Consider the following 26,507-nt stretch of genomic DNA (forward strand, 5'->3'; position numbering starts at 1 on the left):
TCAGGTCAGGCGATCGTCTTCACGAGGGTGGTCAACTCGGTCAGCTCGGCCTCGGTGAGGTCGGTGAGCGGCGGGCGGACCCGGCTGAATGGTCTGCCGACCGCGGTGAGACCGGCCTTGATGATCGATACCGCGTACCCGGGTCGGCGGTCGCGGATGTCAAGGTAGGGAATGACGAAATTGCGCAGGTGCGCATAGACGGTCGCGTGATCGCGGGCGCGGACCGCGCGATAGAAATCGAGCGCGAATTCGGGGGCGAAATTGAAGATCGCCGAGGAATAGGTGCTCACCCCCATCTCGGTGTAGGGGAGTGCGAACGTTTCCGCGGTGGGCAGGCCGCCGATGTAGGTCAACCGGTCACCCATGCGGGCGTAAATCCGCGTCATCGACTCGATATTTCCGACGCCGTCCTTGAAGCCGATGAGGTTCGGGCTGCGCTCGGCCATCCGCGCCACGGTCACATCGTCGCAGGTGGCGTTGGCGCGGCTGTAGAAGATCACGCCGAGCGAGGTCGCCGCGCACACCTGGGCCACGTGTTCGACCAGGCCATCCGGCGATGCCTCTACGAGGTACGGCGGCAACAGCAGGATTCCGTCCGCTCCCGCGGCCTCGGCGGCCCGCGCCTGTTCCAGCGCCATTCTGGTGCCCGCCGTCGCGGGTGCGACGACCGGAACTCGCCCGGCGGTCTCGGCCACCGCGGCGCGCACCACGCGATCGATCTCCGCACCGGTCAGGGCGAAGCCTTCGCCCGTGCCACCGGCGGCGAACAGGCCCGCGACTTCGTATCGGGACAGCCAGCTGATGTGCTCCCGATAGGCCTGCTCGTCGAAGTTCAGTTCGGCGTCGAAATGGGTGACCGGGAAGGAGAGCAATCCGCGCCCGAGCGCGGGTCCCAATTCCTCGGCGGATAGCTGCGACACGGATGTCCTCCTGGCAACGGAAATCGCTGATTTCTCTGGAGATTAGGTCCGGCGCACGATGCCGGTCCAACACTGTTTGGAAATCAACCGATACTCGAATGGCATCGGATCCGACTGTGTCGTGTTCGCGGGAATCCACTGTGATCACCTGCTACTCGATCGACCCGGCGGCCGGCACGCTGACCCCTACATGTTGCTGTGAGGCCCGACAGGAGCCGAATGACCATCACCGGCGCAGTTCTGATCGGCTGAACCCGGGCGAATGCCTGCTCGAAAGGGTGTTGGGCTGCGCGTCTCATGAGTGGTCGCTATCATAATCGCGGACACGCAAGAACTGGTCTGGGGCAACGGATTTGGATCGTGAGCAGAACCGGCGGGAAGCTCACGACCCGCACCACACATGCTGCCCAAGTGGGGTAGATCGGCACGACTGAAGTCGTGCGAGGGAGTTTGTTCGTAATCCGTTGTCATCAACCTGCCGAAGCTCGCTGCTGTGACGTAACCGAGGCCAGTGCCGGGTCTGCTCGATTGTCAAGGTTCTTTAGCTTTCAAAAGTTCGGAGTTCAACTGTGGCAACGCACACACATCCCCCCGAATCACGCTCCTCGGTTGGCGGCTCACCAGGCTTCGGGGCCGGGCCGCGCATCATGATGTACACCCCGGAGTTCGCCGCCGACCCGCACCAGGCCTACGCGCGGATGCGCAAGCAGTTCGGTTCGCTGGTGCCGGTGGATCTCGCCCCGGGCGTACCCGCCACATTGGTAATCGGCTACTACACCGCCGTCCGCATTCTGACCGATCCGGACCACTTTCCGGCGGATCCTCGGTCCTGGGAGCGGAAGATCCCGGCCGACTGTCCGGTACTCGGCATGATGAAGCGCCGAGAGAATGCCCTGCGCACCGACGGGCCGGAACATAAGCGCTATCGCGAGTCCACCAGCGCGGCGATCAGTGACGTCAATCTGCTCGGCATGCACGCGGTGATCGAGCAGATCGCGATCCCGCTGATCAACACATTCTGTGCCGACGGGCACGCGGATGTGTTGCAGCGCTATGTATTTCCCCTGGTGTTCACCGCGGTGAACACCATGCTGGGCATCGATTCCGATATCGGCGCGCGGATCGCGGCGGCGCTGGACGACATGTTCGATGCCGGGGCCGAGATCGGTGCGGGCGATCGCCTGCTGTACGAGGCGCTGCGCATGCACATCGATCGCAAGCGGGAGGTGCCCGGTGACGACATCACGACTCGATTGATGCGTCACCCGAGCGGTCTGACCGATGAAGAGGTGATCCAGCAGCTGGTGACGTATTACGCGATCGGGGTCGAGCCGCTGGTCCACCTCATCGGCAATGCCTTGCGGCTGATGTTGACCGACGATCGGTTCGCCGCCGGCATGCACAGCGGTAGTCTGTCGACCCGCGACGCGCTGGATGAGGTGCTGTTCACCGACCCGCCGCTGGCGAATTACTGCATTTCCTATCCCCGCCAACCGATCCTGCTCAATAGCGTGTGGCTGCCCGCCCACCAGCCGGTCGTCATCAGCATGGCGGCATGCAACAGCGATCCGACCGTCAATGCCGTCGACGGCGTCGAGCGCGATGGCAATCGGTCACACCTGGCCTTCAGTGCCGGACCGCACATGTGCCCGGCGCAGGACGCCTCCTATCTGATTGCCCAGGAGGCGATAGATCAGCTTCTCGATGCCCTGCCCGAGCTCGAATTGGCCGGTCCGGCCGCCGAACTCGGCTGGCGCACCGGACCGTTCCACCGCGCGCTGACCGCACTGCCGGTGGCCTTCCCGAAGTCCGCTCCGTTCCCGGAGTTTCCGCTTCCCTGAGATTTGTGAACCACCGAGCGCAGGGCCGAGACCGTCGATCTCGCCCCTGCGCCAGGTGGCCGGCATCTACATGATTTTCATCGGCGCGGTCGGTGTGAAAACGACCGGGAAGGCCGCCATCGCACGGTGGAAAGGACCCGGCCGCCAGACCAGCTGCTGCTCGGGCACCGCGAGTTGGATATCGGGAAGGGCGTCGAAGAGCTGATCGATAGCGTACTGAACAGTCAGGTAGGCAACGCCTTTGGCCGGGCAGGCGTGCGGCCCGGCGCTCCACGCCAGGTGCGAGCGATTGCCGAGACGTCGTCCGTCGGCGTCGTCGTCGCCGCGAATCGCGGGGTCGTTATTGCAGCCGGTGAGGCTGATGAGGACCGGTTGGTCGTCGGGCAACCAGACCGGGCGACTTCGGGGGTGCATCGTCCGAGTCCGCACGCGGTGGCGACGCCGAAGGCGTTGCGACCCAACGCCGCCTCGAAAAGCGCGCGCGCTCGGTCGCTGTTCTCGACCGAATCCGTGGACACCACACCCGCGATCACTCGCCGGTCGGGTGCGAGTGATCGCAAGGGAGCGTAGAAGCGGGGTTCCAACGGCGCGGGCTCGGAGCCGTACGCACACGGAATATGCACCGGGGGCAGTGGCGCCCCCTGCCGATCCAATAGTCGCCCAGCGTGATTGAGCAGGGACACGGCGGGCGCCACACTGCGCGGGGCCAGCAGGCTCTCGTGCCGATAGTCGCCGTAGCACAGGTGCACGATGGTTTCGGCGCCGATCTCGTGCAGTCGCCCGAGAACGCCGGCGAGCTGTCGCGCCACCAGTGGGGCCAACGCCCATCGTGAACCCAGTTGTGTCGCTTTGACCATGCTCAACAGCGCGAAGGGGGACTCCAGCTGCCAGACGATACGGTCGCCGTGCCGAGCGAGCACTTGCGATACTTCCTGCACCACCGCTTCGGTGAATACCGGCAGCTGCCGCAACGCGGCGACCGTGAGATCGAAGTGCCGCAACGCCTTTCCGACCGGCAGTCCGCCGGATACGGCCGCGCCCGCGAAGACGAACATGGCCAGATCCAGTGGATTCGGCAGGCTTATCTGCACTTTCGTATCGGTCAACTCCGGCCGCTCGCGCTGCAATGATTCGAACGCGGCCACCACCTCGCCGATGCGCTCGACACGGTCCATCGACACGTGCCGTACTTCGAGCTTCTGGCCGGATCGCAGGCCATAACTGGGGAAGTCGCTGTAATCGGCGTATCCGCCCGTCTGGACGATCTCGAAGACATCGGAATGCTGTTTGCGGGTCAGCAGATAGTCCATGATCCAGTCGGGGTCGAGATCGCAGGGGAGGGCAGTGACCGGCCAGCCCGCGGTGCGGTCGGAAAACCACTGCAGGACAGCGTCGTCGCCCGACTCAGATCCGCAGGAAGACTGCCGACATAGTGTGCGTACCTGGTCATGGGTGACCCCTTAAGGTTCGGAGAACATACGATCGGACAGCCTTCAGTGTCGCAGGTGCGCCAGCCCGGACAACATGGATGTTTTCCGGTGTCGCACTTGATAATTCGGAAAGCGGGCCGAGGTACGGGTGCGGATCCGATGTCAGGGTGAACCCTGATCTTCACCCGGATATCGGTGCTGATCTGGTGATTTATCGCTATCGGGCTGCCAGCATTGAGGTGTCGGATCGTCGGATGACGGTTCGCCCGAGTCCTTCTGGAGGCTGGCATGTTGTGGAAAATCATCGGTATCGTCGCGGTCGTCTGGATCGCGCTCGCCATCATCGGTGCGTTGATCAAGGGGCTGTTCCCGATTTTGGTGATCAGCGCTGTCGTGTTCGGGCTCTACCTGCTGTACAAGGCGGTCGCGGGTTCGGACAACTCCACCGTGAGCAAGCTGTAGCCTCCTGCGCGGGCCCGCCGGGACTTCGGGAGCCGCGGATGCCAGAGGTGGGCTGTGCGCCGCCCGTAGCGGACAGCGCACAGCCCACCCGTGTTCGCGGTTCTGCTTGAATGACTCGTGTGGAACATGTTCCCGAGGATTGGCAGCGTGGTCTCGTCATCGTGGCGCATCCGGACGATATCGAATACGGTGCGGCCGCCGCGGTGGCCCGGTGGACGGGGCAGGGTAAGGACATTCGGTATGTCCTGGTGACCTCGGGCGAGGCCGGGATCGCGGGCATGGCGCCCGCCGAGGCCGGACCGCTGCGCGAGGCCGAGGAGATCGCCGCCGCCGGGGTGGTCGGGGTGCGCGAGGTGGAATTCCTGGGCTATCCGGACGGCCGCGTCGAACAAACCCTGGCGCTACGTCGTGACCTGGCCGCCGCTATTCGCCGCCATCGTCCGGAATTCGTGGTGCTGTTCAATTTCGGCGACACCTGGGCGCCCGGCTACACCAATAGCGCCGACCATCGCGCGGTCGGCCGCGCCGCCCTCGATGCGATCTCCGACGCGGGCAACGAGTGGATTTTTCCGGATCTCACCGAGCCCCCGTGGTCGCCCCGGCTGGGCGCGCTGGTCGGTCCGAACGCCACCCACGCCGTCGATGTCACCGATACCATCGAGTTGGCCGCCGCCTCGCTGGCCGAGCACCGCCGCTATCTCGAGGCGCTCAGCCCCGAGCCGGTTGCCGACCAGGTGCGCGCGATCGTCGACATGGCGACCGCCCAGAGGCCCGGTTTTCCCGCCGCGCGCGCCGTCGGTTTCGAGCTCTACCACTTCGGCTGATCGCTGTGACAACAGTCACGTCGACTTGCGGCGGCGGACCGGCCTCCACCGAAATGCTGCGGAAATCACGTTTACCGGTGACGAACGGTCCGGTCGTAGGTCGGACTACTCGACGAATGGCGTCGCCGGTCATCGGCCGGTTATCTGCGCCGATGGTGCGAACACGGTTGTCGGCGGGTACTGATCGACAGCGGCGATTCCGTTTGCGCGAGGGAGGCTCGAGGGGTCGTGTCCCATGGCCGTGATAGCGAAATCGTACCGATTCGAGGGTGGTGGCCGGGGACGGGACCGTCACGGCGCACCTTCACCTAGGCTGTCACAGGCCGTGTTGTGAAGCCGATCGCGTCTCTTCGAGCGAATGTCGTAACAGATTCCCGCTCTTGGGGATATGAGACAAGTTCGCTCTTGTAAACTCGAACGCTTGGCTCGCGGCGGCATAGCGGTCCGTTAGTGAAGTACGTGCGTTCCATTATGCGGGTGCGGCGTTTAGGCACGCAATAGGTGAGAGGTGTAGTACCGGAAATGGCAAGGGATCGTCGTTCCGCACGGGGTAGTCGTCGCCGAGTGGGTCTACTCTTCGGGAATTTGCTCGCGGCCGCTGTGGAGTCCGCCGCCGACGCCGTCGCCATCCGGTTCAACGCCTCGAGCGATCCGTCCGATGCCAGGCAGCTGACCTACCGCGAACTCGACGAATTGTCGTCGCGGTTGGCGCGCGAACTCATCGAACACGGAGTCGGCGCGGGTGATGTGGTGGCGATCGGTATCGCGCGCAGTATCGAGTCCGTGCTCGCCGTATGGGCGATCGCGAAGACCGGCGCCGCATATGTACCCGTGGATCCCGCATACCCGGCCGACCGTATCGCGCACATCCTCGCCGACTCCGGTGCCGTACTCGGGTTGACCACCACCGCGCACCGGTCCGTGCTCGGCACGACGGCGGACTGGATCGAACTCGACGACCCGGCGCACGCCGGGCGCATCGCCGAACGCCCGGCCCATCCGATCTCCTACGCCGACCGGGTCCGTCGGCTGGACGAGCGGCACCCCGCCTACGTCATCTACACCTCGGGATCGACTGGACGGCCCAAGGGCGTCGTGGTCACGCACGGCGGCCTGGCCGGATTGGTCGCCGCGCAGCGCGAGCAGTACGGGGTGACGGGGGAGTCACGGGTCCTGCACGTCTGCTCGCCCAACTTCGACGTTTCGGTGCTCGAGCTCCTGCTGGCGTTTTCGGCCGGTGCGACACTGGTGATCGCGCCGCCGACGGTCTTCGGCGGGGCCGAACTCGCGGATCTGCTGCGGCGTGAGCGCGTGACCCACATGCTCATCACCCCGGCCGCCCTGGAATCGGTGGAACCGGACGGCCTGGACGAGCTACGGGTCGTCGTCGTGGCCGGTGACAAGTTCGGGCCGGAACTGGTCGGCCGCTGGGCAGGCGAGCGGGCGTTCCACAACGGTTACGGCCCCACCGAGGCGACGATTCTGGCCACCGGTACACCGCCGCTGGTGCCGGGTGAGCCGATCACGATCGGTACGGCCATTGCCGGTATCGGTGCGTTCGTCTTGGATTCGCGATTGCGTCCGGTGCCCGCCGGGGTGATCGGCGAGCTGTACCTGTCGGGTCCCGCGCTGGCACAGGGCTATCTCGGGCGGCCGGGCCTGTCCGCGGAGCGGTTCGTGGCCAGCCCGTTCGGCGCCGATATCGGCAATCCGGGCGCGCGACTATACCGCACCGGGGATCTGGTGCGGCGCACCGAATCCGGCGCCCCGGAGGGCGGCGTCATCGAATACCTGGGTCGGTCGGACTTCCAAGTGAAGATTCGCGGCTTCCGTATCGAGCTCGGCGAGATCGATAACGCGCTCACCGGCCACCCGGATATCGACTTCGCGGCGACCCTTGGCAAGACCCTGCCCTCGGGTGCGACCGCGCTGGTGGCCTATTTGCTGCCCAAGACCGGGGCCCGAGTGAACACCGAGGCGCTCGCCGAATTCCTCGGAGAGTCGCTGCCCGCGTACATGATTCCGGCCGCCTTCGTGGTGCTGGATGAGATCCCGCTGACCCCGGTCGGCAAGCTCGACCGCGCGGCACTGCCCGAGCCGGTCTTCGCTGCGCGCGAGTTCCGCGCGGCGCAGACACCGGTCGAGGAGGCCATCGCCGAGGTATTCGCCGAATTGCTCGGTGTCGAGCGCATCGGTCGCGACGATTCGTTCTTCGCATTGGGCGGCGATTCGATCCTGTCGATCCAGCTGGTCTCGCGGGCCAAAGCGCGCGGTGTCGTCTTCACCGCCGCGGCGGTATTCGAACATCGCACGGTCGCGGCATTGGCCGAGATCGCCACGTCGGCCGACGCGGTCCAGGTGGAACAACTCGCGGAACTGCCCGGTGGTGGCGTCGGCGAGCTGCCCTTGCTGCCGATCATGTCGGCGATGCTGCCGAGTGACTCGTCGTATCAGCGGTTCTCGCAGTCGATGGCGCTGCGAGTGCCCGACGGCATCGATCGGGAGACGCTGGTCGCGACCATCGGCGCGGTCCTCGACCACCATGACATGCTGCGCGCTCGGTTGCGCGAAGCCACCTCGGACACCGCCCGGATCTTCGAGACGTTGGCGCCCGGCGCGGTGGATGTCGACGCGCTGGTGCATCGGGTCGAGCTGCCCGTCGATATCGACGATGCGGAGTTGTCGCGGCGGGCCAGCGTGGAGTACGACGCGGCGCTCGGCCGACTCGATCCGGCGAATGCGGTCATGGTGCAGTGCGTCTGGTTCGCTTTCCCGCAGGGGGGCCGCCGCCGCGATGTCCTGCTGGTCGTCGCGCACCACATCGTGGTCGACGGGGTGTCCTGGCGGATTCTGATTCCGGATCTGGCGATGGCCTGGTCGCAACTCGCCGCGGGGCAGTCGGTGGCATTGCCCGCCAACGGAACCTCGATGCGGCGCTGGGCGCACGCGCTGCGCGACGCGGCGCACGATCCGGTGCGGATCGCGGAACTGCCTTTCTGGCAACAGGTTTCGAGTACCGACGACCCGCTGCTCGGTACTCGTGCGTTCGATCCGGCGGTGGATACCTTCGCCACCGTCGATCGCGTCGAGGTGACGGTGTCCGCCGAGGTGACCGATGCGCTGCTGACCGCGATCCCGGGCCGGTATCGCGGTGGTGTCAACGACGGCCTGCTGTCGGCTTTGGCGCTGGCCGTGAGCAAGTGGCGCGGCGAGAGCACGGGCGGCGCCGCGCTGGTCAAGCTGGAAGGCCATGGCCGCGAAGAGGGGCTCGTCCCCGGCGCGGATCTGTCCAGGACCGTCGGCTGGTTCACCAGTGCGTTCCCGCTCCGGCTCGATCTCGCGGGCGCCGATCTCGCCGATGCCTTCGCGGGCGGAAAAGCCCTGGGCGACATCGTGAAATCAGTGAAGGAGCAGTTGCTCGCGGTCCCCGACAAGGGCCTCGGCTATGGTCTGCTGCGGTACCTGAATCCCGAGACCGCCGGACAGCTGAGCACCGCCGCGGAATCGGGCGGTGCCTGCCAGATCAGCTTCAACTACCTGGGCCGGATGTCGACGGGGGAGATTCCCGCGCAGCTCGGTGCGGTGGGGTGGGTGCCGGTCGGGGATCTGGGACAGCTGGATGCCGAGCTGGATCCGGATATGCCCGCCAACGGCGTGATCGACATCAATGCGATCGTCACCGACGGTGCCGACGGACCGCAGCTGGGTGCGTCGTTCGCCTTCACGCGCGGGTTGTTGTCGCGGGAGCGGGCGCAGGAGTTCGCCGATCTGTGGGTCGGGGCGCTGCGCGCACTGGCCGAGCACGCTCGGCGCCCGGATGCCGGTGGGCTGACGCCGTCGGATCTGCCGCTGGTCACGGCCACCCAGTCGGATATCGAGGTGTGGGAACGGAATTACCCGGCGCTGTCGGATGTGTGGCCGCTCGCGCCATTGCAGTCCGGGCTGCTGTTCCACGCGTTGCTCACCGAGTCGAGCGTCGATGTCTACACCACCCAAACTGTGGTGGACCTGACCGGCGATGTGGAGGTCGAGCGACTGCGAGCAGCGGCGCAGGCCATTCTGGACCGCTACCCGAACTTGCGGACCGCGTTCGTCGCCAGCGCCGACGGCCGCGCCGTGCAGGTTGTCCTGGACCGGGCCGAAATGCCATGGCGTTCGGTGGATCTGACGGAGCTGTCCGAGCCCGAGCGGTTGACGGAATTGAAACGGCAGGTCGCGTTGGAGCGCGAAACCCGCTTCGACATGTCGGTGGCGCCGCTGATTCGATTTACCCTGTACCGCACCGAGCGACAGCAGTGGCATCTGGTGGTCACCTCCCACCACATCCTGCTCGACGGCTGGTCGATGCCGCTGCTGATGCGAGATGTGCTGGTGCTCTACGCGACTCGGGGCGATCGGTCCGCACTGGCGCGGGTGCCCTCCTACCGCACCTTCCTGAGCTGGCTGGCGGGCCGGGATCGGGCGGATTCGGAGCGGGCATGGGCGCAGGCGTTGTCCGGTGTGGACGAGCCGACCCAGTTCGCGCCCCAACCGCGCACGGTCGAACGTCACGAGATCGGCAAGGTGGTCACCGAGATCGACGCCGATCGCACCCGCCGGATCACCGAGCGGGCCGCTGAATTCGGCGTCACCGTGAACACCCTGGTGCAGGCGGCCCTCGGCATCCTGCTCGGGCGGCTCACCGGTCGCGATGATGTGGTGTTCGGCACCACCGTGTCCGGCCGTCCGGCCGAGCTGCCGGGTGTCGAGTCGATGGTGGGCTTGTTCATCAATACGCTGCCGGTGCGTGTGCGGATCGACGGCGGGCTGGCGGTGGGCGAGTTCTTGCAGTCGCTGCAGCGTGAGCAGGCCGAGCTGCTCGACCACCACTATCTGGGTCTCACCGATATCCAGCGGATCGCCGGTGCCGGAGCACAATTCGACACCCTGCTGGTTTTCGAGTCGTACCCGATCGACCGGGACGCGATCACCGCGGCCAGTGCCATCGACGGCATGTCGGTAACCGGTGTCGGCACCAGCGATGATACGCACTACCCGTTGACGGTGCTGGTGACCGCGACCTCGACGATCGAGCTGACGTACAAGTATCAGGGCGAACGGTTCCGCGCCGATGAGGTGGAATCCTTTGCCGCACGGCTGAACCGGGTGCTGGAGGCACTACTCGGCGATGCCGCCGTGCCGGTCGGCGATATCGACATCATGCTGGCCGACGCCGAGCGCGATCGCGTCCTGCTGGAGTGGAACGAGACCGGTCATGCGGTCGAACCCGAGCTGCTGCTGGACGGCTATCGCCGCGCGGTCGCGGCGCATCCGGATCGGGTCGCGGTGGCCTACGAGGGCGCCGAGCTCACCTACGGGGAACTCGACGACCGGGTGAATCGCCTTGCCCGCCTGCTGATCTCGCAGGGTGTCGGCGCCGAATCGCTGGTCGGCCTCGCGATCCGGCGGTCGCTGGATCTGGTGGTCGGCATGTACGCGATCCTCACCGCGGGCGGTGCGTACGTGCCCGTTGACCCGGATCATCCGGCCGATCGCGTCGAGCACGTGCTGACCGCGGCGCGGCCGGTCTGCGTGCTCACCACGACCGCGGACGCCGTGCCGGTGCCGGACGGAATTCCGTTGCTGCACATCGACACCGCGGATCTGGACGGATTCGCCGCTGCCCCGCTGGCGGCGGGAGAGCTGCTGCGGCCGGTGCGCTCGGAGAGCCTGGCGTATGTGCTGTTCACCTCCGGCTCCACCGGACGGCCCAAGGGTGTCGCGGTCTCGCACCGGGCCATCGGCAATCATCTGGCCTGGATACAGTCTCGGTACCCGCTGTATGCCGACGACGTGTACCTGCAGAAGGCCGCCTTCACCTTCGACGCCTCGATGTGGGGCTACTTCATTCCGCTGCGGCTCGGCGCCAAGCTGCTGATGGCCACCCCTGACGGCCATCGCGACGCCGCCTACATCGCGGAAACCATTGCGGCGCAGCAGGTCACCGTCACCGACTTCGTGCCGTCGATGCTCGCGGTATTCGCCGCCCATACGCCCCCCGGTGCTATCGCGACGCTGCGGCACATCATCGTCGGCGGCGAGCTGTTGCCCGCGGAGACGGTGGCTGCGGTGCGCGCGGTCTGCGACGCGTCCGTGCTCAACGTGTACGGGCCGACCGAGACCGCGGTCGCCGTCACCACCTGGCTCGCGACCGGCGACGAGCAGGGCGGTCTGCCGATCGGCTCGCCGATCTGGAACAGCCGCCTGTACGTGCTGGACGCGCGCCTGCGGCCGGTACCGGCCGGAGTCACCGGTGAGCTCTACCTCGCCGGTGATCAGCTGGCCCGCAGCTATCTGGGGCGCGCGGATCTGACCGCCGAACGGTTCGTGGCCAACCCATTCGGCACGGGCGAACGGATGTACCGGACCGGTGACCTGGTGGCCTGGAGCGCGCCGAGTGTCCTGAAATACCTGGGCCGCACCGACTTCCAGGTGAAACTTCGCGGACAGCGCATCGAACTCGGCGATATCGAGGCGGCGCTGCTGGCGCAGCCGGCGGTGAGCCAGGCGGCTGTCCTGGTGGTGCCCACCGAGCTCGGCGACCAGCTGGTGGCCTACGCCGTCCCGGTGCCCGGCGCGCAGCTCGAGGTGGAGTCGCTGCGTGCCGCGCTGGCGGGCACGCTGCCCGCGTACATGGTGCCGGCCGCGATCGTGGAGCTGGCCGAATTCCCGCTCAGCACCGCCGGCAAGCTGGACCGCAAGGCCCTGCCGCGACCGACCCTGGCCGGGCGGGAATTCCGCGCGCCGTCCACCCCGTTCGAGGAGATCGTGGCCGGCGTATTCGCCGAGGTGCTCGGTGTGGACCGGGTGGGTGCCGACGACGACTTCTTCGTGCTGGGCGGCAACTCACTGGTCGCCACCCAGGTCGTGGCCCGGCTGGGAGCGGCATTGGGCGCCCGGGTGCCGGTGCGCACGCTGTTCGACGCACCGGTGGTCGCCGAGCTGGCGCTGCGTATCGTGCCGGATGCCGCGCACCCGGATCGGCCGCCATTGACGCGGGCCGTGCGACCGGAGTTCATCCCGCTGTCGCTGGCACAGCATCGGATGTGGGTGCTCAACCAGGTCGATACCGAATCTCCGTCCTATAACCTGCCGTTCGCCATCCGGCTCGCGGGCACCTTGGACGTGCCCGCACTGCGTGCCGCTGTCACCGATGTGCTGCAGCGGCACGAGGCGCTGCGCACGAGGTTCCCGGTCGGCGGCCCGGATGCGATGCCGCGCCAGGAGATCTTGTCCGTGGCCGAAACGCTGCCGAACGGCCTCGAGGTCGAGACGACCGCCGATCGGGAGCGGGTTGCCGCGCTCTTGTCCACCGGATTCGATGTCACCGAACACCCGCCCGTGCGCATCCGGTTGTTCTCCGATCCGGCCCGCGACGAGCATCTGCTTGTCCTGGTCACCCATCACATTTCGGCGGACGGCGTCTCGCTGGCACCGCTGGCCCGGGATCTGGCGACCGCCTATCTCGCGCGCAGCGCCGGGTCCGTCCCGGGTTGGGCACCGTTACCGGTGCAGTACGCCGACTTCGCGCTCTGGCAGCGCGCGGTCATCGGTACCGAGGACGACGAGAACTCCATTGCCGCACAGCAATTGGCGTATTGGCGGCGACAGCTGGCCGATGTGAGCGAAACCGCGCGGCTGCCGCTGGACCGACCGCGTCCGGCGCAGCCATCGCTGCGCGGTGGCTCGCTCGACATCGCTGTGCCCGCGCAGGTGCACGCGGCCCTGGCCGACCTCGCGCGTCAGCACAATTCATCGCTGTTCATGGTCGTGCACGCCGCACTGGCGGCGCTGCTCGCGCGGCTGTCCGGCGGCTCGGATATCGCGATCGGCACACCGGTCGCGGGTCGCGGTTCGGCCGAACTCGACGATCTGGTCGGCATGTTCGTCAATACCCTGACCCTGCGCACCGATGTCGATCGCGGCGCGTCGTTCGCGGCATTCGTCGAACAGGTTCGCGAAACCGATCTGTCCGCCTTCGCCAATGCGGAAATACCGTTCGAGCGGGTGGTCGAGGAGGTGTTGCCCGCCCGTGCCGTCTCGGCCAATCCGCTGTTCCAGGTGATATTGTCGTTCCAGAACATCGAGCAGCCGACACTGGAGCTGCCCGGCCTAACGGTCTCGGCCGTCGATACCGGTGAAATCGTCGCGAAATTCGACCTGCAGGTGATCGTCGAGCCGCGCCTGCGCGCGGATGGCACGCCAGACGAGCTGGTCATCGGCTTCGCCTATGCGACGGACGTTTTCGAGGAAGCCACCATCGCGGGCCTCGGGCGTCGATTCGAGCGGATCCTCGCCGCGGTCGCTGCCGATGCCGAGGTAACCCTCGGTGCCATCGACATCCTCGACGAGGCCGAACGGGACCGGGCACTGGCCGCACCCGCACGGATCGCCGAACCGAGCCCGACCGAACAGGTCACGCTGCTGCCGCAGCTGATGGCCGATGCGGTGGACAACAATCCCGACGGTGTCGCGGTGGTCTTCGCCGATGCCACCGAGCAGCTGGCCGAATGGGAATATGTCGACCTCGACGAGCGCTCGAGCAGACTCGCCCGACTGCTGATCGACCGGGGCATCGGCCCGGAGGATCTGGTCGCGATCGGAATTCCGCGCTCGCCGGAGTCCGTGCTCGCGGTGTGGGCGATCGCCAAGACCGGTGCCGGTTTCGTCCCGGTGGATCCCAACTATCCCGCCGAACGGGTCCGGCACATGATCGTGGATTCGCATGCGGTACTGGGACTTACGGTGGCCGAGGTCGGTGCCGAACTGCCCGACGAGGTGCCGTGGCTGAGCATCGATGCAGACGATATCGATCGGCGACTCGACGACTACCGCCCCGATCCGGTCACGGATGCTGATCGGTCGCGGCCGTTGCGCGCCGCGCATCCGGCCTATGTCATCTACACCTCCGGATCAACCGGTACGCCCAAGGGCGTGGTCGTCACGCATTCCGGTCTGTCGAGTTTCTGCGATGAACAGCGCGAGCGTTATCGGGTGACCAGCAGTTCGCGCACCCTGCATTTCGCATCGCCGTCATTCGACGCGTCGGTGCTGGAACTGCTGTTGGCCATCGGTGGCGCCGCGACCATGGTGGTGGCCGCACCGTCGGTCTACGGCGGCGAGGATCTGGCCGCCTTGCTGCTCCGGGAGCGGGTGACGCATGCGCTCATCACGCCGGCGGTGCTGGCTTCGGTGGACCCGGTTGGGCTGGACAAACTCCGCGTCGTCATCGCCGGCGGTGAGGCCTGCTCACCGGAGCTGGTGCGGCGCTGGATGATTCCGATCGCCGGGCGACGTAGCCGCGAGTTCTACAACGCGTACGGGCCGACCGAAGCCACGGTCATGACCAATGTCAGCGCGCCGCTGGTGCCGGGGGAGACTGTCACCATCGGCGGGCCGATTCGCGCCGTCACCGAGTATGTACTGGACGATCGGCTGTCACCGGTGCCCGACCGCGCCGTCGGCGAGCTCTACATCACCGGCGCGCAGCTGGCCCGCGGCTATCATGAGCGCCCCGCGCTGACCGCCGCCCGGTTCGTAGCGAATCCGTTCGATCGCGGCGGCAGGCTGTACCGGACCGGCGACCTGGTCCGCCGGACCTACGAGGGCGCGCTGGAATATCTGGGCCGCAACGACTTCCAGGTCAAGGTGCGTGGCTTCCGCATCGAACTCGGCGAAATCGACGCCGTCCTCGCGGCGCACGACACGGTCGACTTCGCGGTTACCGTTGGACATGAAATCGCCAGCGGTGCAACCATTCTCGCCTCCTATGTGCATGCCGCCGCCGGTGCGGTCGCCGATTCCGGCGAGCTCACCGCATTCGCCGCGCAGCGTCTGCCCGCGCACATGGTGCCGACCACCGTCATGGTGCTCGACCAGATTCCGCTGACCCCGGTCGGCAAACTCGACCGGGCCGCCCTGCCCGCGCCGGTGCTGCACACCAAGGCCTACCGCGCGCCGTCCGGGCGCTGGGAGGAGTTGGTCGCGAGCGTATTCACCGAATTGCTCGCGCCCGCGGCACCGGTCGGCGCCGACGACGATTTCTTCGAATTGGGCGGCAACTCGCTGATCGCGGCTCGGCTCATGGCGCGGCTGGGTGCCGCATCCGACATCCGAGTGCCGGTGCGCCTGCTGTTCGAGGCGTCGACGGTATCCGCGCTCGCCGCCAAGCTGGGTGAGCATGAGGCCGGAACCGACCGCCCCGAGCTGATCGCCGGTCCGCGGCCGGAGCGGATTCCGCTGTCGGCGGCACAGCAGGCCATGTGGTTGCTCAACCGCCTGGATTCCGCCTCAGTGGCCTACAACGTACCGATGGCCGTGCGCTTGAGCGGTGCTATCGATGCGCAGGCACTGCGGGCGGCGATCGGGGATGTGGTGACCCGCCACGAGATCCTGCGCACGGTCTACCCGCTCGTCGATGACGGTCCGGTACAGGTGATCCTGCCCGCGGCACAGGCGATTGCGCCGATGCCGGTGCAGACCATCGACCCGGCCGAACTCGTGGATGCGTTGGCCGCGTTGGCCAAGACCGTCTTCGACCTCACCATCGAGGTGCCGGTCCGGGTGAGCCTGTTCGACCTCGGCGAGGGCGCGAGCGGGCGCGAATACGTGCTGGCGCTGGTCGTGCACCACATCGCGGGCGACGGTTCATCGGTCGGCCCGCTGGCCCGCGATCTGATGACAGCGTATGTGGCACGCTGTGCCGGCCAGGCGCCGAATTGGGCGCCGCTGCCGGTGCAATACGCTGACTACAGCATCTGGCAGCGCCAACTGCTCGGTTCGGAGGACGATCCGGAATCCCTGGTGGCCAAGCAAATCGGCTATTGGCAGCAGGTATTGGCCGGATTGCCCGAGCAACTGGACCTGCCCTCGGATCGGCCGCGGCCGCTGCAGAGGTCCTTTGCCGGTGGCCAGGTGTCGGTGCGGATCGATGCCGAAACCCACAGTGCGCTGGCCGAATTGGCGCGCGCCCAAGGGGCGACGGTGTTCATGGTCGTACACACCGCACTCGCTGTGCTGCTGGCGCGGTTGTCCGGGACCAGCGATATCGCCATCGGTACGCCGACCGCCGGGCGTGGCGACGCCGCACTCGACGACCTGATCGGCATGTTCATCAACACCCTGGTGTTCCGGACCCGATACGACGGCGGTGCGCGTTTCACCGAGCTGCTCGCTCGACAGCGCGAAACCGATCTGCAGGCGTTCGCGAACTCGGATGTGCCATTCGAGCGTTTGGTCACTGTGCTGAACCCGGTGCGCTCGCCCTCGCGGCACCCGCTGTACCAGGTTGGGCTGTCGTATCAGAATCTGGACCGCGTCGCACTGGAACTGCCCGGGCTGACCGTCGCGAGCCTGGATATCGGCATCGAGGTATCGCAGTTCGACCTGCATTGGTATATCGGCGACGCCTACGACGAGTCGGGCACGCCGTTGGGTATCGGCGGTATGGTCACCTACGCCGCCGATATGTTCGAGCCCGCCACCGTGCAGGTTTTCGTGGACCGGTTCGCGCGCCTGCTCACCGCCATCGCCGCCGATCCCGATGTGGTGCTCGGCGAGATCGAGCTGACCGATCCGACCGAGCGCGCCGAGCTGCTGTCGGATGCCGCCACTACCGCACACCCGGTTTCGGCGGATTACCTGCTGACCGGCTACCGCCGTGCCGTGGCGACGACACCGGATGCGGTGGCCGTCGTCCACGACGAGATCGCCTGGACCTATCGGGAATTCGATGAACGCGTCAACCGACTCGCCAGGTATCTGATCGCGCAGGGCGTTGGTCCCGAATCCGTGGTGGCGCTGGGGATACCGCGTTCACCGCAGCTGGTCGCCGCGATGTACGCGGTGCTGACCGCGGGCGGCGCGTATCTGCCGCTGGATCTCGACCATCCGGCCGACCGGATCGGGTACATGGTGGCGACGGCCGAGCCGGCCTGCGTGCTGACGGTCAGTGGCGATTCGGTACCCGTCACCGGCGTTCCCGTCATCGATATCGATACCCTCGAGCTGTCGGAATACTCCGGCGAGCCGGTCGAATTCGGTGAGCTGCGTGCTCCGCTGCACGCCGATCATCCGGCGTATGTGCTGTTCACCTCTGGCTCGACCGGTCGCCCCAAGGGCGTCATGGTCTCGCACGGCGCGATCACCAACCAGATCGAATGGATGGTGGCGGAGTACGGATTCGGTCCCGAGGATGTCTATCTGCAGAAGACGGCGACGACCTTCGACGTATCGCTGTGGGGTTACTTCGCCCCGCTGTGGGTCGGCGCGCGGCTGGTGCTCGCCGCACCGCACGGACAGCGCGATCCGGGCTATATCGCCGAGCTGATCGCCGGCCACCAGGTGACGGTCACCGACTTCGTTCCGTCGGTACTCCAGGTCTTCCTGGCCGCCGCCCAGGCCTCGCAATTGGCCTCGCTGCGTACGGTTTTCGTCATCGGTGAGGCCTTGCCGCCCACCACCGTCGCCGATTTCGCCGCGCTGTCGGATGCCGGGCTGCACAACCTGTACGGCCCCACCGAAGCGGCGGTGTCGGTGACCTATCGCCCCGCGACCATCGACGACCGGTTGACGGTGCCGATCGGTGTTGCGCTGTGGAATACCCGCACCTACGTGCTGGATTCCCGGCTGCATCTGGTGCCCGCCGGTGTTGTCGGCGAATTGTATTTGGCGGGAACCCAATTGGCGCGCGGTTACCTCGGCCGTCCCGATCTGACCTCGGATCGGTTCGTCGCCGACCCGTACGGCCCGCCCGGTGCCCGGATGTACCGCACCGGTGACCTGGTGCGCCGCCGCGCCGATGGGGTACTGGAATACCTGGGGCGCACGGACTTCCAGGCGAAGATCCGTGGTCACCGGGTCGAGCTGGGCGAGATCGAGGCCGCGCTGCTCGCGGATCCGTCCGTGGCCCAAGCCGTCGTCGTGGTGGCGAAATCGGAGACCGGCGATCAGCTGGTCGCCTACGTGGTGCCGGTAACCGAGCTCGCGGCAGATACCCTGCGCGAATCGCTGTCACACGTGCTGCCGGGCTATATGGTGCCCGCGGCCATCATGGTGCTCGAAGCCTTCCCGGTGAACAGCAGCGGCAAGCTGGATCGCAAGGCGCTGCCGCGGCCGATCCTGCGCGCCCGTGAGTTCGTGGCACCGGTGACCGATACCGAGCACGCCGTCGCCGAGGTGTTCGCCGAAGTACTCGGTGTCGCCCGGGCCGGAGCCGAGGACGATTTCTTCGATCTCGGCGGTACCTCGCTGCTCGCGTTCACCTTGCAGCGCGCCCTGGCCGCCCGGCTCGGTATCGATGTGCCGATGGCGGCACTGTTCACCGCGCCCACCGTGCGCGGCCTGGCCACCCGCCTCGACAATCCGGACGAACCCGTGGCCGCGGTCCCCGGTACCGACATCGCGACGATCACCACCGATGCCGTACTCGAACCGGAGATCGATGGTGCCGGTCTCACACCGGCCCACGCCGAGGCCCCGCGTGACGTACTACTCACCGGCGCAACCGGATTCGTCGGCGTGCATCTGCTCCGGGAACTGCTGTCCACTACCGAGGCAACGGTCTGGTGCCTGGTGCGTGGTGACGACAACGAGCGCGCCTACAAGCGGATTCGCGACGCCATGCAGCTGTACCGGATCTGGGACGACGCTTATCAGGGTCGGATCGTCGCGGTCGCGGGTGATCTGGCCGCACCCGGACTCGGACTCGACCGGTCCGACTATGCCCGGCTCGCCGAGCAGGTCGACACGATCTATCACAACGGAGCTCGGGTCAATCACATCGAGCCCTACGCGCGGTTGCGTGCCGCCAATGTGTCGGGCACCCGTGAGGTGCTGCGGCTGGCGACCACCGGTCGGATCAAACCAGTGCACTTCGTCTCCACGGTCAATGCCGTGATTCCGAATGCGCCCGCACCGGATTTCGTCGGCCGCGAGGATGGGCAACTGCGTGTCGACGAGGTATCCGCGAATGGTTATGTGGCAAGTAAGTGGGTGGCCGAACAACTGATCCGCCAGGCCGGTGCCCGTGGTGTGCCGGTGAGTATCTACCGGCCCGGAACGGTATGCGGTGATCCGCGTGTCGGGGTGAACAGCGTCGACGACTCGTTCTGGAACATGATCCGAGCGGCCGCCATCCTCGGACTCGCCCCGGAGGTCGGCGATGCCACCATGTCGCTGGTGCCGGTGAATTACGTGGTGGGCGCCATCGTCGCGCTGGCGGATCAGCCGCCGGTCGGTGCGGCGTATCACCTGGTGAACACCACGCCGGTGGCGATCGCCGATATCTTCGAAGCCCTGCGCAGGCACGGGATTCCGGTCGAGATCGCCTCGATCGAGCAGATCGCGACCAAACTGGCCGAGGAAGCGGCGGCGCGCGATGCGACCGGCGACGATTCTCTGGTGCGCGCCGCCCTGGTCAGCGGCAACTATGGCGGGGCCGCGGCCGCCGTCGAGGACTCCGATACCCGAATCGAGTTGGCACGGTACGGAATCCACTGCCCGCCGATCGACGCCGAGGCATTGGACGCCTATGTGAGATCCTTCATCGATGCGGGTTTCTTCCCCGCCCCGAGCGATATCCAACTGTAGAGAGGAAAGTATGACCGCCGACGCCCAGTCCCCTCCCGCCGCCGCCTCGGGCACCTTCGCCCTCGGTGGTGACTTACCGGTCCGGCGCCTTGGCTATGGCGCGATGCAGCTGACCGGTGCCGGGGTGTGGGGTGATCCGAAGGATCCGGACGAGGCCGTGCGGGTGCTGCGTCGCGCCGTCGAACTCGGTATCAACCTCATCGATACCGCGGATTCCTATGGTCCGTTCGTCAGCGAAACCCTCATCCGCCGGGCCCTGCACCCGTATCCGGACGACCTGGTCATCGCGACCAAAGCCGGGCTGGCCCGGCCCCGCGCGGGTGAGTGGATTCCTATCGGCCGCCCCGAATATCTGCGCCAGCAGCTGGAATTGAGCCTGCGCCATCTGGGCGTCGAGCGCATCGACCTGTTTCAGCTGCACCGGATCGACCCGCAGGTGCCACTCGCCGACCAACTCGGGGAGCTCGTGGCCCTGCAGCAGGAGGGCAAGATCCGCCATATCGGCCTGTCCGAGGTGAGCGTCGCGCAGCTGGACAAGGCCCGCAAGATCGCCGATATCGTCTCGGTCCAGAACCAGTACAACCTCGCCAACCGCAGTGCCGAGGATGTACTCGAATACGCCGAGGCGAACAATATCGCCTTCATCCCGTGGTTCCCCATGGCCACCGGCGATCTCGCCCGTCCGGGTGGTCCGCTGGACGCACTCGTGCGCGAGGACGCCAGCCCGTCCCAGCTCGCGCTGGCCTGGCTGCTGCGCCGTTCGCCGGTCATCCTGCCCATTCCCGGCACCTCCAGCGTGGCGCATCTCGAGGAGAACACCGCCGCCGCCACCATCACGCTCACCGACGACGAATTCGCAGCCCTGTCCGCGGTGAGCACCCCCGCATCGGGTGGTGCCCGCGGTTGGCGTTCCCTGCTGCCGAAGGTGTCGCGCGGCTGAGGAAGCGATGGGTCCCCGGGATGCGGCCGGGGACCCGGGGGTGGGATCGGATCGGTCGCGGCCGACACCCGATGTGGATTGCCGTGTGATGGCCCGTGACGGATGGCATAGTGCAGCAATCGGATCTACGAGAGCAGCACGATGTTTGAAGCACAGATGGTGGCCAATGACGCCGCCTATTACTACTTGGCCCGCTCGGGCCGGGTTACCGATTGGCCGGTGTGGTGGGTGTTCGACAATGGCGACACACCGCTGACCGCGGCCGACGTCGCCGACCACTTCGGTGCACGGGCCGAACTGCTCGAACCACTGCGGCGTCGAGTCCAGGAGGTGCCCGGCGGGCTCGGACACCCGTTCTGGGTGGTCGACGACCGTCCGATCGACACCCACCTCGTCACTCATGCTGCGGCGCAACTGGATTGGGCGCAGTGCCAGGACGAGATCGGGCACATTCTGGCGCAGCCGCTGGACGCTCGGGTCAGTGCCTGGCAATTGCACGTATTTCCGAACGTCGCCGGTATCCCGACGCCGAGCGGATTCGGCACCGTAGTGCTGATGCATCTCAGCCATGCCCTGATGGCGGGTCCGGCCATGACATCGCTGTCGGAGGCGTTGTTCGCCGCGATGCCGTTGCGGATCGAGGGGCAAGGTCCCGCCACCCAGCGCCCGCATCCCGCGCTCGCCGCCGTGGCCGGTGTGCTGCGCTGGCCGTTGCAGGCGCTGCGTTTCAACGTCCGTGTCCGGCGTGAGATGCGCCGGATCGCCCGCGAAAACGACAACGGCGGGCCGAATATGCCACCGGTCACCGCAACCCGGCTCAATCGCCGAATCGGGCCGGGACGCGTTATACGGACGATTCCGTTGGAACTGAGCGTTGTCCGCGCGTCGGGAGTCTCGGTGACGGCCGTCGGACTGACGGCGATTTCCCGCGCCATGCAGCGCTATCTCGAAACGCGGGACGGGTCGTGTCCCGAGGATCTCGCGGCACTGGTGACTGTCGCGCTACCCGCCTCTCCGATGCTGGGCGTTAATTTCGTGGGTGGCGCCGCGGTCGCGCTGGCTGCCACGGAACCCGACCTCGCCGCTCGGGCGCGGACGGTCGACGCCACACTGCGGGTAAACCGCCATTCGCCGTCGGCCCGCCGGGAACTCAATCGACTCACACTCATCGACTTGCTGCCCAGCCGCACCTATCGGACGCGATTCGGCACGCTCGCGCCCGCCGACCCGGACGCCCCGGCGTACGGTCACACCATCCTCACCAGCGTCCGATGTGACCCGACCGTCGAATGGTCACTGTCGGGCAAGCCATTTCGTTTCACGGGCGGGCTGCCGCCAATGTATCCGGAAATCGGATTGGCGCATTCGTTTATCGGCGCGGGCGACACCTTCACCGTATCGGTGGGATGCGATCCCGATATCGTCCCGGATCTCGACGACTACTTCGACATCCTGCGGGAGTCGTGCCACGAAGTCGCGGTCGCCCTCCGGTAACGCGAGCTTCCAGGCCACCGGCAAGGCTTTCGGTCCGAGCACCAGCAGACCGGTCTTCTACGGCACCTCGTCGACGGATTCGGCGAGGTACAGGGTGGGGAAGCGTCGCAGCAGCGATCCGAGCGCCACGTGCAGTTCCACCCTGGCCAGTGGGGGCGCGGAGGCAGTGATGTGTGCCGTGTCCGAAGGCCATGTGCGGGTTGCGTTCTCGGGTCTGCTCCAGCTCCTCGGAGCATCGAAGACGGTCTCGTCCCGATTGGCGGCCTAGGTATTGACGAATACTGGTTCACCGGCAGGGATTTCGACACCATCTAAAACCGCGTTCGGCGAACAGTTGTTGTGCGGCCACTAATATCGCGAGCTGCGTCGCGGTCGCATCCCTCTTGCCGCCGACGGGATCGTACTGCTCAGACATACATCCTCCGGTTGATCCCCGACAGCGTACCGGAAGTCGCTTTCCCAAAAATGGGAACGCGGATTGTGCGAGCGGCCGTGTTGTGGCGGTATTGTTCTGCACCTGGCACCACTGAGAATTGGACCTCGATGTGGTGCTGGATGTCACGATGCGGAAAGGCGTTGGTCGCGCGGCCCTTCGGGTTCCATTGCTCACCTCTTGTTTCCCCTTGCCGGGAGGTGTCGGGGATAACTGCCGCGACCTGCGATGGGTGCCGTTCGTGACCTCACTCTCGATTGCGGAATCTCGAATTCCGCAATCGAGAGTGGGACACCATCCGCGCCATCGGAAGGACAATTTGATGGATGCCCGCGATCGGCCGTTTCTTGTTTCCGCCGACGCGGATCCGCTCTTGTCATTCGGTCAGCTCGACGCGTGGGCCGAGACCGTTGCTCGGTGTTTGACGAAGAATGGCGTCGGCGCGGGTGACGTGGTGGTCGCCGAACTGCCGAATTCTCCTGCCTTCGCGGTCGTAATGTCGGCTGTCTGGAATATCGGTGCGGTATTCGCGCCGGTGGATCCGCGGCTGAGCGCGCGGGAGAAACACCAGATTTTCGGACTGGCCGGGCCGCGCGTGGTCGTCGCACCGACGGTCGCGTCGATTGATTCGCCAACGCTATTGTGGCGCAATCCGTTCGAGGCTCCGGCCCAGCTCGAATGGATTCCGGCCCCGCCCGTGCGCAGCGGTGGCTGGGTACCCACAGTGCCCGCACCCGCGGTAGACGAGAGCGACCGGCTGATCCTGTTCACCTCCGGCTCCACCGGAGCGCCGAAGGCGGTGGCACTGTCCGAGGCCAATATCGCGGCCGGAATCGCCGCTGTCGCAGACCATTTCGCACTCACACCCGATGACCGCACCGTCGCACTGCTGCCATGGGCGCAGAGCCACGGGCTGTTCGCGAACCTGATGGCGACACTGCGCAGCCAGTGCACCATGGTGCTGCCCGCTGCAGGCGAGGCGCGCCGAACACACCGACTGCTGGATGCCGCCGCGCCGACCTGGCTCACCGTGATGCCGATGCAGTTGGCCGGAATCACCGCGGGACTGGTGGCATCGCGAACGCGGGCGCACGGCATGCGTTTTCTGCGCACCGCCTCGGCCCCGCTGTCCCGTCTGGCGGCCGAGCGCGCGGAACGGCTGCTCGGCTGTCCGGTCGTGGAAGCTTTGGAGCTCGCCGAAACCAGTCACCAGGCGGCCGCCGATCCGCCGTCGTGGGAGCGGGTGCCCGGCACCGTCGGCACCCCGACGGGTGTCGAATTCCGTCTGGCCGGTGACGAAATCGCTGGCGGCCGCGAACTCGAGGTCCGTGGCACGGCGCTGTTCAGCAGGTATGTCGGCAATCCCTCGGGCACCGCGGCGGCCTTCACCGCGGACGGCTGGCTGCGCACCCGTGACGTGGCGCGCCGGGAAAAGGATGGACGCCTGCGAATCCTGGGGCGGCTCAGCGAAATCGCGCACCGCGGCGACACTGCGGTGGCACCGGTCGATGTGGAGGCCGCGCTGGACGAACATCCGGACGTCATCTCCTCGCTCGCGACACGCGTGCCCCATCCGCATCTCGGCGATGACGTCGCGGCTGTCGTCCATTTGCGCGAAGGTTCGCAGACCACCAAACGCGACATCATGCGCCACTGCCACGCGCATTTGGCCGAGCACCAGATTCCGGGCCAGCTCCGCCTCGTGAGTCGACTACCCCAATTGTCGAATGGAAAGCCCAGTCGTCGCATGGCGGCACAGTTGTTCGAGGTCGGCTGAGAACAGCGTCGATAAAAGGCCGTGCTGGACCGGAACCCCTCCTGTCCAGCACGGCTTTTTGTAGTAATCGTGGACTGCGTGCCGCGCGCTGGTAACAGCGAGAGGCTGCGGCCTCACCCGCCTTGTTCCGTACCGCGCACGAATCGCGGGGTGACAACGTGCGCAGTACAGCTCGGTATGTTCGGCTACATAATTGGTGGCCGGACACCGAAAACTCGTTGAGCTCAGGATGATTCGCATAGAATTCTTATGGCAATCCGCGCGGCTGTTACCGGCAACACATCGAATTCTTTGGGCAGAATTCGATATCAGCTCGGCGGCAGTTCGGAATACCTGGCGAAGGCCTGATCGATCAGTTCCGATGTCGCACGCGTTGCGATCAGCCGGGCGATGGCCAACTCCGATTCGAGTATGGCGCGGTTCCTCCGTGTGCGCCCGGACTGTTCGTAGGCCTGACCCGCCAGGAAATAGAACAGCTGTGTCGCATGCTGATCGGCGATCTGATTGCAATCGGCTCTGAGCCGCTCGACCAGCTCGAAGGCGTCGCGCGCCGAGATGCCCGCATCGACGAGTCGGGTGGTCAGATCGGCGCAGCGCGGATTGGTCACTCGGTAGGCATCGTGCGGATCGCCGCTGGCGGCGAGCGCCTGCTGCACGTACTCCGGGAGTTCCGGGGGTGCGTGCCTGCGCTGTGTGCGGGGGGAGCCGGGCGCGGCGACCGTCGTCGGCTCGGAGACGGGCTGGTCGTTGACACCGAGCACCTCCGCCAATCCGTCGCCACGATCCCAGGCCTCGAGCAGTTCCCGAATCCCGTTCAACTTCATGCCCCGACTGAGCAGACGGCTGATCGTCTGCAGTCTGTTGAGGTGATCCGACCCGTAATAACCGATGCGCCCCCGGACGTCGGGGGAGGGGAGGAGTCCTCGTTCGTGGTACACGCGGACGCTTCGCACGGTGGTATCGGCCGCCCGCGCCAGTTCGTCGATCGTGTACTCGGACTCAACAGCCATATCCATAGGAAACCACAATTCGCCCTTTAGCGGATGGCCCGCGAATAAGTGTACCGTTAACCAACGATACGTCAGAATAACATATAGGTCAACGTGCCGTTAAGTAGCGGCAGAAGCGATTGCCGAGTTGGCCAACGGTGGGTTAACGTGCGTAGACCAGCAATCATCGCTGGGCTTCCGGGGACTGTTGAGCAGCCCTGATGACCGCCCGACCAATGGGCCCGCACAACGGAGTTGGCGTGCCCTCGGCATCCCCGGAGACGGCTATGAGCATTACGCATTCTTCCCTTGTCATCGAAACCGTTGTGACAGCAAAGGTTTCGACGCTTCCCAGCGGGTCGGCCCATCGGCCACCCTGTGCGGACGGGCCCGACGACTGGGACCTGGACGTCGGCACTCCGGACTCCTGGCGTGCGGCGATGCGAATCTGCGAGAGCTGCCCGGTCTTCGCGAAATGTGAACAGTTGGCGCAGACGCTCATCGAGCGCGGCACCGGCCCCCGCGCGATGATCTGGGCCGGAGTGCCCTACGACAGCGCGGGCAAAGTCGTCGCGGACCTGGACCGCCACCGCATTACCCCGATCGATCACAAGCGGCCACTGCGGATCATCCGAACCGGCTCGCGCCCGGCCCCCGCCGAGCCCACACCGGCGGCGCCGCGGCGCCACATCGTGCTCGGTCGTCGGCTGGAGCCGACTGGAACCGGTGCACACTGACTATGCTTCGTCCACTATTCACGACGAAACTC

Annotated in this window: 11 protein-coding genes and 1 pseudogene; 9 read left to right on the top strand and 3 right to left on the bottom strand. The window is 66.5% G+C overall.

What is annotated here, in order from left to right; genetic code table 11:
- Positions 1–5 precede the first annotated feature (5 nt).
- Complete coding sequence (gene kdgD / locus ACW2Q0_RS14120) at positions 6–920, bottom strand: 5-dehydro-4-deoxyglucarate dehydratase (protein ID WP_457190029.1); 915 nt, start codon at positions 918–920, stop codon at positions 6–8.
- Positions 921–1,567: 647 nt separating this feature from the next.
- Between kdgD and ACW2Q0_RS14125 the strand changes: the two genes are divergently transcribed.
- On the top strand, positions 1,568–2,761 hold the full coding sequence (locus ACW2Q0_RS14125; protein WP_457190031.1) for a cytochrome P450: 1,194 nt from the start codon (positions 1,568–1,570) through the stop codon (positions 2,759–2,761).
- A 66-nt stretch (positions 2,762–2,827) separates the two neighbouring features.
- On the opposite strand, the pseudogene ACW2Q0_RS14130 reads toward ACW2Q0_RS14125, so the two are convergent.
- Positions 2,828–3,154, bottom strand: a pseudogene (locus tag ACW2Q0_RS14130) (cytochrome P450); the annotation flags it as partial.
- A gap of 512 nt (positions 3,155–3,666) precedes the next feature.
- On the opposite strand from ACW2Q0_RS14130, the gene ACW2Q0_RS14135 reads away from it, so the two are divergent.
- The 7 genes from ACW2Q0_RS14135 (at position 3,667) to ACW2Q0_RS14165 (ending at position 24,749) form a co-directional block, all read left to right on the top strand.
- Positions 3,667–3,891, top strand: a complete 225-nt coding sequence (locus ACW2Q0_RS14135) for a hypothetical protein (protein ID WP_457190033.1) — start codon at positions 3,667–3,669, stop codon at positions 3,889–3,891.
- A 588-nt stretch (positions 3,892–4,479) separates the two neighbouring features.
- A complete protein-coding gene (locus tag ACW2Q0_RS14140) occupies positions 4,480–4,653 on the top strand; it encodes a hypothetical protein (protein ID WP_457190035.1) in 174 nt (57 codons plus the stop codon).
- Between the two features lie 119 nt (positions 4,654–4,772).
- Positions 4,773–5,477 carry a PIG-L deacetylase family protein gene (locus ACW2Q0_RS14145; RefSeq protein WP_457190089.1) on the top strand — a complete coding sequence of 235 codons (705 nt, stop codon included), beginning with the start codon at positions 4,773–4,775 and terminating at the stop codon, positions 5,475–5,477.
- Positions 5,478–6,041: 564 nt separating this feature from the next.
- Positions 6,042–20,105, top strand: coding sequence for an amino acid adenylation domain-containing protein (locus ACW2Q0_RS14150; RefSeq protein ID WP_457190037.1), 14,064 nt, complete (start codon positions 6,042–6,044; stop codon positions 20,103–20,105).
- A gap of 10 nt (positions 20,106–20,115) precedes the next feature.
- Complete coding sequence (locus tag ACW2Q0_RS14155) at positions 20,116–21,045, top strand: aldo/keto reductase (protein WP_457190039.1); 930 nt, start codon at positions 20,116–20,118, stop codon at positions 21,043–21,045.
- A 141-nt stretch (positions 21,046–21,186) separates the two neighbouring features.
- Entirely contained in the window at positions 21,187–22,539 is a 1,353-nt protein-coding gene (locus tag ACW2Q0_RS14160; RefSeq protein ID WP_457190041.1) for a wax ester/triacylglycerol synthase domain-containing protein, read from the top strand.
- Positions 22,540–23,294: 755 nt separating this feature from the next.
- Positions 23,295–24,749, top strand: coding sequence for a class I adenylate-forming enzyme family protein (locus ACW2Q0_RS14165; RefSeq protein ID WP_457190043.1), 1,455 nt, complete (start codon positions 23,295–23,297; stop codon positions 24,747–24,749).
- A 308-nt stretch (positions 24,750–25,057) separates the two neighbouring features.
- Here the strand turns inward: ACW2Q0_RS14165 and ACW2Q0_RS14170 are convergent, their stop codons facing one another.
- On the bottom strand, positions 25,058–25,759 hold the full coding sequence (locus tag ACW2Q0_RS14170) for a MerR family transcriptional regulator (protein WP_457190045.1): 702 nt from the start codon (positions 25,757–25,759) through the stop codon (positions 25,058–25,060).
- A gap of 266 nt (positions 25,760–26,025) precedes the next feature.
- Here ACW2Q0_RS14170 and ACW2Q0_RS14175 point away from each other — a divergent pair, with 266 nt between their 5' ends.
- On the top strand, positions 26,026–26,475 hold the full coding sequence (locus ACW2Q0_RS14175) for a hypothetical protein (protein WP_457190047.1): 450 nt from the start codon (positions 26,026–26,028) through the stop codon (positions 26,473–26,475).
- Positions 26,476–26,507: the final 32 nt, after the last annotated feature.

The sequence above is a fragment of the Nocardia citri genome (assembly GCF_054065835.1).